This is a genomic window from Clostridium yunnanense (assembly GCF_016595795.1).
Classification (GTDB): Bacteria; Bacillota; Clostridia; order Clostridiales; family Clostridiaceae; genus Clostridium_AR; species Clostridium_AR yunnanense.
The window spans coordinates 55,237-67,931 of the sequence record NZ_JAENHN010000041.1 but is presented as its reverse complement, the minus strand read 5'-3'; the positions used below and the strand labels follow the sequence as shown (position 1 = coordinate 67,931).

Sequence of the window (12,695 nt, the reverse complement as noted above, 5' to 3'; positions counted from 1 at the left end):
CCTCTTATTATATAATTAGGTAAACACTAGCCATGTAAAATATATAATCTTTACTTTTTAAGACTATAAAGTTCACTGAAAGCTAATGTACCAATAGTATTATTATTTTTATATAGATTACTATTAATATATTTATCTTAAAACTAATACTAAATCTTGCTATATAATTAAAATTTTCAAAACCTTATGGATTTTACCGACAAAGTTTTGAAAATTTTTAATCAAATATTATATTATCTATAGATGAATCACTTCAAGATTAGATTTATATTTTCAAACTCTCCTCCAGAATCCAGAAGATTTTTTAAAATAGATTTAACACTAAAGTTTCCATCTTTGAATATTAGCCCTTTACTGATCCCGCAACAAGACCCTGAGCAATAAATTTCTGGCATGCGGTAAATACTATAGCTATAGGAAGTGATGCCATTACTGATGCAGCTGAGAACTGAGTCCAGTTTGCAGCAAATTGATTTTTTATAAAACTCCTAAGTCCTGTAGCTATTGTTTGGTTTGCTGCATCTTTCATCAATGCAGACGTAAAAATAAATTCTGAGTATGTTCCAATGAATGAAAACAAGAACATAACCACAAGCATTGATTTAGTTAAAGGTAGTATTATCTTAACAAACATCTGCCAAGTAGTTGCTCCATCAACATATGCAGCTTCATCTAAATCCTTAGGAATTCCATCAATAAACCCCTTAAGAAGCCATATGCTATAAGCAGATCCGCCTGCAAGTAATATTATAAGTGTCCAAAACTTATCCATAAACTCAAATTTATAAGCAATACCTAAGATTGCAGGTAGCGCCATTGTTGCTGGAAAGTATTGAAGAACAAGTAATGCCATAAGTCCATTTTTTCTACCTGTAAATCTCACCCTTGCAAAAGCAAATGCTGCTGGTAAGGTCATAGCTAATTGAATAAACGCAACTGAAAAGCATAAAATCATTGAATTCTTAAACCATATCAAGAAGTCTGTTTCATTTAATACCTTAGCGTAATTTTTTAAGGTCCACTCTTTAGGGAAGAATGTAGTTTGTACAAAGGCATCTCCTGAAGCCATTGACGAAGTTAATACTGCAATGATAGGAATCATGGTTACAATAACAACAAACCATATAAATATTCTACTAAGCCAAAGATTTCTCACTTCAGAAGTTCTAAGTTTCTTCTTGTACTTTAGATTAGTTTTAATATTACTAGATTCTTTAGTAGATAACATACTAATCAACCTCCTTAAATTGTCCTGATGCTTTCATTTGTATTACTGAAATTGTAGCTATTATCAAGAATATTATTATAGAAAGTGCTGATCCTATGTCGTATCTTCCAAATTGTGTTGCCAATTTATATGTTGTTGATGAAAGTATATCTGTGTAACCTGCAAATTGTGTATCTAATCTTGCTGGTCCACCTTCTGTAAGTAAAAATGCTGATCCAAAGTTATTAAAATTAAATGCAAAAGTTGATATCAGCAAAGGATATGCCGTTCTTGCTAGTTCTGGTAAAGTTATCTTTCTAAATTGAGTGAACTTGCTTGCACCATCTACTTCTGCTGCTTCATATTGATCTTCTGATATAGCTGAAATTGCACCTATACATATATTCATCATATATGGAAATCCAAGCCAGATATTCACTATTATAATCGCTATTCTTGCCCACCAAGGATTAGTTAACCATTGTAGAGGTTCTTTCAAAATATGAAGATTAACTAAAATTGTATTAATTGCACCGTAATCAGTGTTTAGTAAGCCCTGCCAAGATAGTATAGCTACCGCTACAGGCAATGCCCAAGGAATAACTAAAAAGCCTTTATATACGAACGCTTCTTTCATGTTTTTGTTAGAAAGAACAAGCGCTATTATCAATCCTACAAAGAAACAAGTTGCTGTTGAAATTAATGCGAATGAAAATGTCCATCCAAAAACCGGTAAAAAAACCTGTTTAAAAGGTCCTGTTAATACTTCTTTAAAATTGCTCAATCCTACAAACTGATAAGTATCTCTATTATACATGGTGAAATCAGTCAAAGAGACATATACTGTATATATAATTGGTAATACTGTAAAGATAAATATTGAAATAAGTGCTGGTGATAAATATGGAATTGCTTTTAATCCATTTCTTCTATTGCTAGTAACTCTTTCCACAACTAACCCCCCTAATTATTTTTTAAAAAAGGGGGATTTATCCCCCTATATAGTTTAACCTAAATTATTTTTGTTGTGCAATACCTTGCTTAATTTGCTCAACTGTTGTATCAGCAGCTTTTTTAGCATCTAGTTTACCTGCTGTTAAAAGTTGTAAGTTGTTTCCGCCTGGTGTCCACATAGCTTGTATTTCAGGTACATTTGGCATTGGTTCTGCAACCTTTGCTTGCTCAGAAAATTGTACAGCTGTTTCACTAGCCTTGAACTTATCGCTATTTAAAGCATCTTTTAAAACTGGTATTCTGTTTCCAACTTCAAATAGTGATAATGGAGCTTTTTCATTTAAGTACTTCATTAATTCCCAAGCTGTATCTTGATTCTTTGATTTTGAACTTACAAATGCTGTTTGAACTCCCATGAAGGATGGAGTTGCTTTACCGTTTGTTTGTGGAAGTGGAACTACCTTAAATGGAGTGTTAGCCTTTTTGAATCCATCAACATCCCATGGTCCGCCGATATAGAAGCCAATCTTACCAGCTTGGAAATCTCCCTTAGCTCCATCACCCTTTATGTCAGCGCTCATAAACTTATTTTTAACAACTAAGTCTTGAATAAATTGATATCCTTTTACTGCACCTTCATTATTTAATCCGATATCTTTTGCATCTAATGTACCGCCATTATTCTTAAATACATATCCACCATTTGCTGCAAGGAAAGCATATGAATAGTAGAAATTATTTATGTCATATTTAAAGCCTACTTCTTTAGCTTTTTCAACTAGTTGATCCATAGTCTTTGGAACTTCTTTTACCTTGTCAGTATTGTAGAACAGAGCAAATGTTTCCATTGATATTGGAACTGCATATTTTTTACCTTGTAGGGTTACAGCATCTAAAACTGATTTAGAAGCATATTTGCTATCGTCGATAACTCCAGAAGGAACTTCTGCTAATACTCCAGCTTTTTGGAATGTTCCAAGATTATCATTTGCTAAACCATACATTATATCTGGTCCTTTAGAACTTTGAGCTGCTTGAATATAAGCTTGGAAATCGCCCTTGTCCTCTACAACCTTAACCTTATTTCCAGTTTCCTTAGCCCATTGCTGAGCAATCTTGTCCAGTTCTTTTACTTCATTAGTTACTAAATGTGACCAAACAACTAATTCTTTCCCACCCTTAGAATCCTTTGAAGCTGTGGAATCATCTTTTTTTCCACATCCTATAAATGCAGTTGAAATTACTAGAGCTGACATTACTGTTGCTAAAACCTTTACACGTTTACTCATATTGTACCCCCCATAATTAATTAATTTATAATATTTCAAACATTAGCGCAATCGGTTGCATTAACGTTTGTGATTTACTGTAATTTCATTATAAATTCTAATGAATACGTTGTCAACATGTTTTCAACTTATTTTTTACTGTTTTTTCTCCTATTTACCGATTATTAGCATTTACCTTCATATCTTTAATTATTTCTTAATAATGCTACATATTACATCTTTATTGTAAGTTATAAGTATACTTTTATCATTTAATAGGAAAACTAAATTAATACTTTTAAATGTTAAAAAATTTGTTTTTATGAAAGATTCTTTAGCTGAATCCACATTCTTCTTTTTGCTCTCTAACTTATATTATGTTTTAAGTCTGTTACGTATGCTTACCCCAATATCTCATTGAATTATAATTTCCTAAAGAATAAAAAGTTTGCTGAAAAGACAATCAAAACCCCTAGGTTTAACTACCTTAAAAAATTTATATTTTCATATACAATAAAAAAAGCATCTTGTAATTTAAGATGCTTTAAAACTCATATTTAATATCAATATATATCTCATTAACTTAATTATAATTCTTCGTAATCCACATCAACAACTTTACTACCTGTAGGATTATCTTTTGCATGATTATTTAAGTTTGGCTTTATTGTCTCATCTTTTTTCTGTTTATTTCTTGAAGAAAAAATACTGCTATTTTTTATACTTTTATATAGCCATACTGCAAGTACTGTAAGTAATATTACAGGTAGTAGGAGTTTAAACAGCATAAATGCTCCTATTATTATTGCAATGACAACTAAAATCTTCACTATACCTTCCATAATTAAAATTCGATACCTCTTCTCCTTATATACATATGCACATATCAATTAAATATTTAAAATACAAACTATTCATTTAAAGATATTAACTTCGGCATCTATGTATTTATTTTTATTCTATTAAAATTATTTACAAGACTCACTGAATGCTTGTATTGCTTTTATTATATCATTTATCAATAAAAAATCCATGAACAAATTGTAAATTATAATTATAGTTACTGCATAATATAGTATTATATACTCGTTTGTACAAACCTTTCCAAACTGGGTTCTATTACCTAATAAAAAATACAATATTTTTTCCTCTATTTGAGATAATAAAAAGATGAAAATAAATAATTTGTAAAAATCTCTAGGAGGCGATTATATGAGGCATACTACTCGGATTACATTTTGTATCCTCTTATCATTTATTTTAATTAGTTCGAATACCGTTAATGCTTTTGCATTGGAAGAAACCCTAAATGATCAGAAAGTAGTCTATTTAACATTTGATGATGGTCCTAGCGGGAAATTGAATAATAAAGTATTAGATATTTTAAAAGAAAAAAATGTTCATGCCACATTCTTTCTCATCGGTAACATGATTAAAGGTCAAGAACCACTTGTAAAAAGAATGGTTGATGAAGGTAATGCAGTAGGACTCCATACCTACAGCCATGAAAAAGATAAGATTTATAGAAATAACAAAAGTTTTGTGGATGAAATGTTGTTAACTCAACAAATAATTTATGACGCCACAGGAGTAAAAACATCTATAATTAGATTTCCATTTGGATGTAACAACAATTCTTATAAATTAACTACAGCAATGGTGGATACACTTCACAGCAGCAATTTTAAAATCTACGATTGGAATGTTGATTCAACTGACGGAATGAATCCTAGCTTAGCTCCGTACAAGATTTTCTCTAGAGCAAAAAGCGATAAAAACCCAGCTATGGTACTTATGCATTGTGGTTATCTAAACAAAAACACTGCTGTTGCCCTACCAGAGATAATAGACTATTATAAGGGCAAGGGTTATGAATTTAAGGTAATAACTGAAGATACCCCCGAGGTATATAGATTAAGTAAACATAGGTAATTACTACTTCTTACATATATAGAAATTATATAACACCTTGTTTATACATATTAATTTACAACCTTTTCAATAATCAAATTGAAAAGGTTGTAAAATACAAATTCTATATAAACAGATATTTTAATATAGTACCTTTTATTTAAATTTGAATACTATGGTCATATAACAATTTTTATGGATGTATTATGTATTATAATAATATAGCTGCTGTATCCTATGCTAGTGAGTATGCTTTATCTCCTAACAACAAGTTTATATACATGAAGCCATATGGTAAAATCGGTGGTGATTGTGCAAGCTTCTTATCACAATGCCTATTAGCTGGCGGTTCAAGGATGCAGTACAGTAATTTGCCGTGGTTTTATCAATCTATTTCTTCATCACCTTACTATAAGTGCTCTATCAACTGGTCTGTAGCGAGTTCTCTTTACTGGTTCTTAATAAATAACTCTACAAAAAATAATTATGGACCAAAAGGAAGGTTATTGAAAAACATCTCAGAATTAACATTGGGTGATTTAATTTTCTTTCAAAACTCAAGCCAAAAGATATTTCATGGTTCTATTGTAACCTCATTTGATGGTGACGGCACACCTTTAATATCTCAACATACCTATAACGGCTTAAATGTTCATATAAAAAGCGAGTATTTTAAAGATACAATCTACTATGTTAGAATTTTTATATAAAGATTAGCCTACGTTTAAACACAGTGCTTTAAAAAAAACAAACAGTAAAGATTAAAACTCTTATGTAATTTAATTATGATTTTCTAAAGAAAAAAAGAAAGCTATGGTTACCATAGCTTCAATTTTTTATACACATAGCTTATCCACCTTCCGATGGTTCTTTATTAGATGCTGTTTCTCCAGTTATAGCTTTTACTATAGCTTTAGCAATTGTGTACGGATCATATCTTTCCATATCTTCTTGTGAATCAATAAAACAACATTCTATCAATACACAAGGCATATTTGTGTATTTTGTTACGTATAGGTTACTGTTTTTGACACCTCTATTTATATATCCAAGCCTAGAGATTTCCTCACAGATTTTATAAGCAAACTTTTCCGATCTCCCTCCAAGTTCACTAACCCAGCATTCTACTCCTCTTCCACCTCCCGCATTAAAATGGATAGAAAGATGCAGTGATGAATTACTTTCGTTTGCAAGTCTAACTCTATAGCCTTTAGAAGCACCAGCTGAATTAAAACTTTTTTCCCAAGGTGTACAGTCTTTAGTCTTATAGCCTAATTCTTGAAGATTTTTCATAATAAGATTCCATACAGCCTTTGTGCAGCTATCCTCAAGTCTTATTCCCTTAGCACCAACATCTGGATAACAGTTATGCCCAGCATCTCCACTAATAGTAGAACCTTTTGCAATTCGCATTCTATCACCACCTAAAACTTTATTCTATATATATCCATACTATGCTTGATTTTTATAAAGGTAACTATTATTGTTTAAAAACGACTTGTATTTATTGTTAAAAAGAGAGAGCTACCAAATAACCTCAAGTTATTCTGGTAGCTCTCTTTTATCCTAAATATTTTTTCTCTAGATTATTTAATGAATCTAAATACTTATTTTGTATACCACTATTCTCTGCATTTATTTCAAAGTCTTCACAATTCTCATTTATTGAAGCAAGTGTTTCACTTGAAAGATTGTTTTTTGCAAATTTATATACAATCTTATCTTCTTTATCTATATGTCTATCTAACAAATTAGCATATGATATAGCATTTGCTATGACATCAAGTTTTGCTTCTTCTTCTCCATCTAAAACCTTTTTTATAGCTTCCTCAAGACTGTTTATGAAGAACCTTCCTTGATCATGCTCAACCAACATACCAAACTGAATTGTCTTCTTTATAGCTTGGTTTAGTTCCTCTTGCATCTTATTGAATAAAAATTGTTCTTCTTTACCATGATGATGTTTATCAGCATAATTTCTTATAAAATCAATCATCAAATATAAATCATCATAAGAAGCATCTGTACCTTTAAGTACTTTAAAGCAAAAACTTCTTACTACTTTTAGCATTCTTTTTATGTTCCTATGTTCTTCCATCATTAATTCGATTGAATCCATTTGATCACATCCTAGCCTACTAATTTTATAATTCTTGTTCCATTGTCAGTTATTCTATATTCAAAATTACTATTTAGTTCTTTTACAAATTCTTTAAGCCAATTATCTCTTAGTCTATAGAATAATCCTACATCACCATTTTCTCTGTCCCAATATTGATGATGAATACATTGAGTAGATACCCATTCAATTCTCTCTTCGGTATTATTAATAACTTCATTTACTCTATCACAAGGCATGCCTTCTAATATGTAATCATTCATTGCAGTATAAATTTCTGCTGGTGTTTGAGGGAAACCTTTTTCTGTCTTATATTCTCCACCTGCAACCTTACCTTGCTCTGAAAATACTTGAATCATATCATTTATTAATAAACTATCTTTTTCAAGAAGTCTAGTAATCCAAGCAGCCTGCCTTGATTCAGCAGCACTTATTTTACCTTGAAGCCAACCGTGAATATTGCTAGTATCAATCATATCTTCTAAAGGTCTATCTTCCACGGGAGCTCCATACTTTGCATAAATTTCATTTCTTAGATCTTCTATATCTATCCCTTTTTGTTCAGCTATCTTAACTAAACTTTCTTCTAAACCTTCAAACCACTCTATCTTATTAAACAGCCAATAATGTATCTTTCCTAAAAATAAACTCATTTTAATATCACCTCGTATAAATTTGTGTAAACTGTTGTATTTACTATATTCTACAGTTTTATCTAAATATTTTAAAGCTTAAAATCGTTCAAATTATAATAATTATCTTTGACATTTTTGTGACGATTTATTTATCCTACATCTTTATTTTATATTAAATACTAAAAAATGACGGTAACAAAAGTTACAGCATTAAAAATTTCATTTTAATAATTTTGTTTTAATTTTGTAATTTATTTTTATTGATTTGTAAATAAATGACTAAATTTAGCATTTATAATTATTATGTAAGCTTATTTGACAAACTAAGTATCTATTGTTTATTATGATGACAGATAAGTTAAAAAATATAAAAGTACTAAATTGGAGGGACAAAATAATTGCATAAACATAAAAAATTAAAACCCAACAACATACTATTAATGTTCATAATTTCATTTACATTAATATCAATAATATTTCTACACATTAATGATGTCAATAATAAATCAAAATTACCTCCCCCTGCGATTTCAGTATCTAATAATGTTAATAAAAATCCTACACACGGCATTAACATTCATCTAAAAGAACATGATATAAATACTGATTCTTATAATAATCCTAAAGAGCATAATTCAGAAAAGCCACCAATAAATAATGGTAAAAATGGCTTTGATGCCTCAATTATACAAGACTTCTTGTTAAAAAACAAAATTAAGTCCGATGGTAAAAAAATAGCTTTTCTAACATTTGATGATGGACCTTCTTTAGAAGTTACTCCTAAAATTTTAAAAACACTTAATGAACATAATATCAAAGCTACATTCTTTATTGTTGGAAATCAGTTAGACAAACATCCAGAATCAAAAAAATTACTAATGGACGAGTATATGCAAGGCAATTCTATTGCAAATCACACTTATAGTCATAATCCTGACAAGCTCTACCCTAAAAAAGATGTAGATGCCAAGTTTTTTATGGAAGATTTAGAGAAGAACAATACAGTTCTTAAAAATGTGTTAGGAGATAATTTCCATACTAGAGTAATTAGATTTCCTGGTGGTCATAGAACTTGGAACAAAACTGCTGAAGTAGATCATATATTAAAAAAGCAGGGATATGTATTTTTAGATTGGAATAACATGACAAGTGATGCTGAGGGCAATCCAAAAACAAAGCAAGAGCTTATTGATGGATATAAGCATACCTTTAAAGGTCAAGATAAGTTAGTAATCTTAATGCATGACTCTGAAGATAAGAGCACTACTGCTGATGCTTTACCTGATATAATTAATGATTTAAAAAGCAAAGGCTATGAATTCGAAACTCTAACCTAAATGTATAGAGTTTCTAGATCAACTATTAATTTAAACTTGTTCGAAAATCCGCGATTTTCGAACAAGTTTAAATTAAGTTTGGACATAGTTACTCTACAGTTTCATACCATTCCATTATATTGTCCTTATTTTTTATAATTATTTATAATAATATTATTGTATATAAAAACTTATTTGTTACAATCTACAAACTTGCGTTTAAACAGGTTTTTCTCTAAAAAAACTGCTCAGATTTCAAAATTCTATGATATATTTTAGTAAAGAGGATTTTCTATTAAAAGGAGGATTTCTATATGTTAGTAAAATGTTCAAATAATACATTATGTACTACTTTAACTATAGGTAAAGAGTACTTAGTTATCGATGAAGGTGACAAGTATTACGTTATTTTAGACGATACACAAAATGAAATAACTACAAAGAAAGATAGATTTACTGTTGTTGAAGACAGCGATCTAGCTAAGAAAACCAAAGCCACAATAACTGAATTAAACTATCAGTTAAGTAATGATTTTTCTGACATCAAAGACTTTAAGATTAGAAAAAACAGTAAAGGCGAAATTAAAGAAATAATAGTAAAGTTTAAATACGAATAGTATTTATATTTAAACCTTTTCAAAATTTCAAATCATATACACCGGTATTGTTAAAATTTTATAAGCTCTTATACAGTAAAAGATAGGCTGTGTTTATATTAAATCACAGCCTATCTTTTTATATTTCTTACTTAATTGCGATCACATCATATCTGTTCTATTATACATTTTATACGAACTAGCTACTATTCTATAGAGTATCAATCCGACGATCAAGTTTAATATCATCGCTGGTAATACTGCTGCCATAAATAAAGCTGTGAAACTCCCTGGTAACCCCACAATAATTGACGCCGACTCTAAAAATATAAGCCCACTTATAAGAGTACCTATAGGTAGAACTATTCCTATAGTTAAAGTATCCTTTACTCTTCCTTTTAAACCCTTTAGTATAAGGAAAACTAGGTTTGCAGTTATTATCTTATCTATCATATTTGGTACCTGTCCACCTGGAAATTTAGTTGTCATAGCCGTGAATATTCCTATGATTATTCCAGCTATGAAAGTAGTCTTATAATCATCATTTATCATTAAAATTATAAATAGCATAGTAAGCGCGAAGTCTGGCTGAATCGGTAATCCTAGCGCGGGTGTAATCTGATGAAGCAATGCCCCAATTGCTAAAAGTATAGCATTTATTATCATTTTTCTTGTTTTCATTACAAAATACCCCCTGATTTATTATTATATTTGCTCTACAGTTAAAATTATTATATTTTTTACTTCACTTCATCAAATTCACCTCCCTAGCTCTTAACTACAGTTATACCTGTAGTGAAAATTTATATTTTTTTAAGCATCTGTCTTTTTAAATGTATATGAGAAAGATAAACTCTTTTCCATCATACCTTTCGAAGACTTTGCTTTCATACCTGATTTTTAAACAATAAAAAAACTCCATCCTAAAAAATAGGACGGAGTATATCCGCGGTGCCACCTAAGTTACCAATAAAGGTCTCTCATTATCAGGTACAATCATACCTTCTCTGCTATAACGTGCAGAAAACGACATCAACTACTTTCAAAAGATTTCGTATTGTTCCTCAAAGGCCCATTCACCGGATATCCATGTACTGCTTCTCATCAAGTGCAGCTTTCTGTAACACTTTTATTCCTGCTACTATCCCTTATCAAAGGATTCATTATTTATATAAATTATAATGCCACTTCCAACTAATGTCAATATCTAATTGATCAATTTTTCTAAAACCTTTAATTCCTTTCTTTTAGGAATTAAGACGACCACTGCAAATATTCCTGAAAGGATTATTCCCTTTAGTATACTACTTATGCTTATACTCCACCAAACTCCATTAAGACCTAGAATGTTCGGTGACGAAAGAATGATTGCTAAAGGAATTCTAGCACCGGTTAAGACTATGCCAGTTATTGAAGGATATAATGTTCTACCTAATCCATTAAAAGCTCCACTTGTTGTTATTTCTATACACATAAACAATTGTGAATATCCCAAAATCCTTAAGTACATTTTTCCTAAGCTTATAGCCTCAGCTTCTGGTATAAACACTCCAAAAATAGCTTTTCCACCAAAAACCAATAATATAGTTGCAAAGAAACCTATCGCTGATGCAAGAAGTATTGTAGCGAAATAACCTTTAAATATCCTATCCCACTTTTTAGCTCCAAAGTTTTGTCCAACAAAAGCACTTAGTGCAGTAGACAATCCCCCTGCGGTCATCCATGATATTGCTTCTATTTGAGCTCCTACCTTTTGAACTGCTATAGCAGTTGATCCATATACTGCTATTATTCTAGCAATAAACATAGCAAATATAGAGAACAAACCATTTTGCAGTGCTACTGGCAATCCTAATCTAAGTATCTTCTTAACTGATTTTATATCGAGTTTATCAAATAGTTTAATTCTCAAAAATGCATCTTTTCTATTTTTAAGTGCATAAAGAAAAAGGAAAGTCACTACCATCTGTGCTGTAACTGTAGAAATAGCTGCTCCTGTTACCCCCATTTCAGGCACTGGACCTAATCCAAATATAAGTATAGGATCTAAGACCATATTGTATACTAGCCCTACAGTATTTATTAAGAAAGGAATCTTACTCTCTCCTGACGCATTGAAAATCCCTGTTAGGATAGGATTCATAAAAGTAAATACCATTCCCAAGGCGGATATTATTAAAAATATATCTGCCATATGTATAACATCACTATCTCCTAATTTAAAAAATTCTATCAATGGCTTTCTTAATAAGATAAGTGCCAATCCATATAAAACAGCTATTATTAAGTTCAGCTTAATACTATTATTTATAATTTTTTTTGCTTCACTATTCTCATTTTTCCCCAAAGCTTGTGCTACACCCACCTCAGCACCAGTTTTCGATATAAGAACTAGTGAATTTCCAAACCAAGAAAAAAATCCAGCAGTTCCAACTGCAGCTACAGCTTTACTGCCATAATTTCCAAGCCAAAGCATGTCCGTCATATTATAAGCCATCTGAATAAATGAAGTGCCCATTATAGGTAGAGAAAGCTGTATTAATGTCTTAACTATATTGCCTTCTGTAAGTATTATTCTTTTTTTCATTGTTACCTCCTTTTTATATAAGGTTCTACGCACCTCACTTACAATTATTTTAAAACCAATCAACTGTTTCTAGATTAGAGCAGTAAAAAAGTCGCTGAAGCT

At 30.5% G+C, this 12,695-nt stretch carries 13 protein-coding genes and 1 other annotated feature; of the genes, 4 read left to right on the top strand and 9 right to left on the bottom strand.

Going from position 1 to position 12,695, the window contains the following annotated elements:
• Nucleotides 1–343 precede the first annotated feature (343 nt).
• From JHL18_RS14705 to JHL18_RS14690, 4 genes are all read right to left on the bottom strand, one after another.
• The gene (locus JHL18_RS14705; protein WP_200270498.1) at nucleotides 344–1,228 is read right to left on the bottom strand and encodes a sugar ABC transporter permease; all 885 of its coding nucleotides are present in this window, start codon (nucleotides 1,226–1,228) and stop codon (nucleotides 344–346) included.
• Nucleotide 1,229: 1 nt separating this feature from the next.
• Nucleotides 1,230–2,159 (bottom strand): ABC transporter permease subunit, encoded by a 930-nt coding sequence (locus JHL18_RS14700; RefSeq protein WP_200270496.1) that lies wholly within the window; start codon nucleotides 2,157–2,159, stop codon nucleotides 1,230–1,232.
• 64 nt (nucleotides 2,160–2,223) lie between these two features.
• A complete protein-coding gene (locus JHL18_RS14695) occupies nucleotides 2,224–3,450 on the bottom strand; it encodes a sugar ABC transporter substrate-binding protein (protein WP_200270494.1) in 1,227 nt (408 codons plus the stop codon).
• A 566-nt stretch (nucleotides 3,451–4,016) separates the two neighbouring features.
• Complete coding sequence (locus tag JHL18_RS14690) at nucleotides 4,017–4,271, bottom strand: hypothetical protein (protein ID WP_200270492.1); 255 nt, start codon at nucleotides 4,269–4,271, stop codon at nucleotides 4,017–4,019.
• Nucleotides 4,272–4,641: 370 nt separating this feature from the next.
• Here JHL18_RS14690 and JHL18_RS14685 point away from each other — a divergent pair, with 370 nt between their 5' ends.
• Nucleotides 4,642–5,361, top strand: coding sequence for a polysaccharide deacetylase family protein (locus JHL18_RS14685; protein WP_200270490.1), 720 nt, complete (start codon nucleotides 4,642–4,644; stop codon nucleotides 5,359–5,361).
• A gap of 185 nt (nucleotides 5,362–5,546) precedes the next feature.
• Nucleotides 5,547–6,050, top strand: a complete 504-nt coding sequence (locus JHL18_RS14680) for an amidase domain-containing protein (protein WP_200270488.1) — start codon at nucleotides 5,547–5,549, stop codon at nucleotides 6,048–6,050.
• A gap of 139 nt (nucleotides 6,051–6,189) precedes the next feature.
• Here JHL18_RS14680 and JHL18_RS14675 read toward each other — a convergent pair whose 3' ends face one another.
• The 3 genes from JHL18_RS14675 to JHL18_RS14665 all read right to left on the bottom strand — a co-directional run bounded on the left by JHL18_RS14675 (nucleotide 6,190) and on the right by JHL18_RS14665 (nucleotide 8,112).
• On the bottom strand, nucleotides 6,190–6,753 hold the full coding sequence (locus JHL18_RS14675; protein ID WP_200270485.1) for an N-acetylmuramoyl-L-alanine amidase: 564 nt from the start codon (nucleotides 6,751–6,753) through the stop codon (nucleotides 6,190–6,192).
• Nucleotides 6,754–6,901: 148 nt separating this feature from the next.
• Nucleotides 6,902–7,459, bottom strand: a complete 558-nt coding sequence (locus tag JHL18_RS14670; RefSeq protein WP_200270483.1) for a hemerythrin domain-containing protein — start codon at nucleotides 7,457–7,459, stop codon at nucleotides 6,902–6,904.
• 11 nt (nucleotides 7,460–7,470) lie between these two features.
• Nucleotides 7,471–8,112 carry a hypothetical protein gene (locus JHL18_RS14665; RefSeq protein ID WP_200270481.1) on the bottom strand — a complete coding sequence of 214 codons (642 nt, stop codon included), beginning with the start codon at nucleotides 8,110–8,112 and terminating at the stop codon, nucleotides 7,471–7,473.
• Between the two features lie 380 nt (nucleotides 8,113–8,492).
• On the opposite strand from JHL18_RS14665, the gene JHL18_RS14660 reads away from it, so the two are divergent.
• Nucleotides 8,493–9,431, top strand: coding sequence for a polysaccharide deacetylase family protein (locus JHL18_RS14660; protein ID WP_200270479.1), 939 nt, complete (start codon nucleotides 8,493–8,495; stop codon nucleotides 9,429–9,431).
• 293 nt (nucleotides 9,432–9,724) lie between these two features.
• Nucleotides 9,725–10,027 (top strand): hypothetical protein, encoded by a 303-nt coding sequence (locus tag JHL18_RS14655; RefSeq protein ID WP_183276417.1) that lies wholly within the window; start codon nucleotides 9,725–9,727, stop codon nucleotides 10,025–10,027.
• 141 nt (nucleotides 10,028–10,168) lie between these two features.
• Here JHL18_RS14655 and JHL18_RS14650 read toward each other — a convergent pair whose 3' ends face one another.
• Together JHL18_RS14650 and JHL18_RS14645 are read right to left on the bottom strand one after the other, a co-directional pair.
• Nucleotides 10,169–10,687 (bottom strand): tryptophan transporter, encoded by a 519-nt coding sequence (locus JHL18_RS14650; protein WP_200270477.1) that lies wholly within the window; start codon nucleotides 10,685–10,687, stop codon nucleotides 10,169–10,171.
• Nucleotides 10,688–10,934: 247 nt separating this feature from the next.
• Nucleotides 10,935–11,170, bottom strand: a binding site (T-box leader).
• A gap of 43 nt (nucleotides 11,171–11,213) precedes the next feature.
• Entirely contained in the window at nucleotides 11,214–12,593 is a 1,380-nt protein-coding gene (locus JHL18_RS14645; protein WP_200270475.1) for an MATE family efflux transporter, read from the bottom strand.
• Nucleotides 12,594–12,695: the final 102 nt, after the last annotated feature.

Bases quoted from the DNA above. Each gene is read 5' to 3' on its own strand.
- JHL18_RS14680 (WP_200270488.1), top strand. From the start codon at position 5,547: ATGTATTATAATAATATAGCTGCTGTATCCTATGCTAGTGAGTATGCT.
- JHL18_RS14685 (WP_200270490.1), top strand. From the start codon at position 4,642: ATGAGGCATACTACTCGGATTACATTTTGTATCCTCTTATCATTTATT.
- JHL18_RS14665 (WP_200270481.1), bottom strand. From the start codon at position 8,112: ATGAGTTTATTTTTAGGAAAGATACATTATTGGCTGTTTAATAAGATA.
- JHL18_RS14670 (WP_200270483.1), bottom strand. From the start codon at position 7,459: ATGGATTCAATCGAATTAATGATGGAAGAACATAGGAACATAAAAAGA.
- JHL18_RS14655 (WP_183276417.1), top strand. From the start codon at position 9,725: ATGTTAGTAAAATGTTCAAATAATACATTATGTACTACTTTAACTATA.
- JHL18_RS14695 (WP_200270494.1), bottom strand. From the start codon at position 3,450: ATGAGTAAACGTGTAAAGGTTTTAGCAACAGTAATGTCAGCTCTAGTA.
- JHL18_RS14650 (WP_200270477.1), bottom strand. From the start codon at position 10,687: ATGAAAACAAGAAAAATGATAATAAATGCTATACTTTTAGCAATTGGG.
- JHL18_RS14705 (WP_200270498.1), bottom strand. From the start codon at position 1,228: ATGTTATCTACTAAAGAATCTAGTAATATTAAAACTAATCTAAAGTAC.
- JHL18_RS14675 (WP_200270485.1), bottom strand. From the start codon at position 6,753: ATGCGAATTGCAAAAGGTTCTACTATTAGTGGAGATGCTGGGCATAAC.
- JHL18_RS14690 (WP_200270492.1), bottom strand. From the start codon at position 4,271: ATGGAAGGTATAGTGAAGATTTTAGTTGTCATTGCAATAATAATAGGA.
- JHL18_RS14645 (WP_200270475.1), bottom strand. From the start codon at position 12,593: ATGAAAAAAAGAATAATACTTACAGAAGGCAATATAGTTAAGACATTA.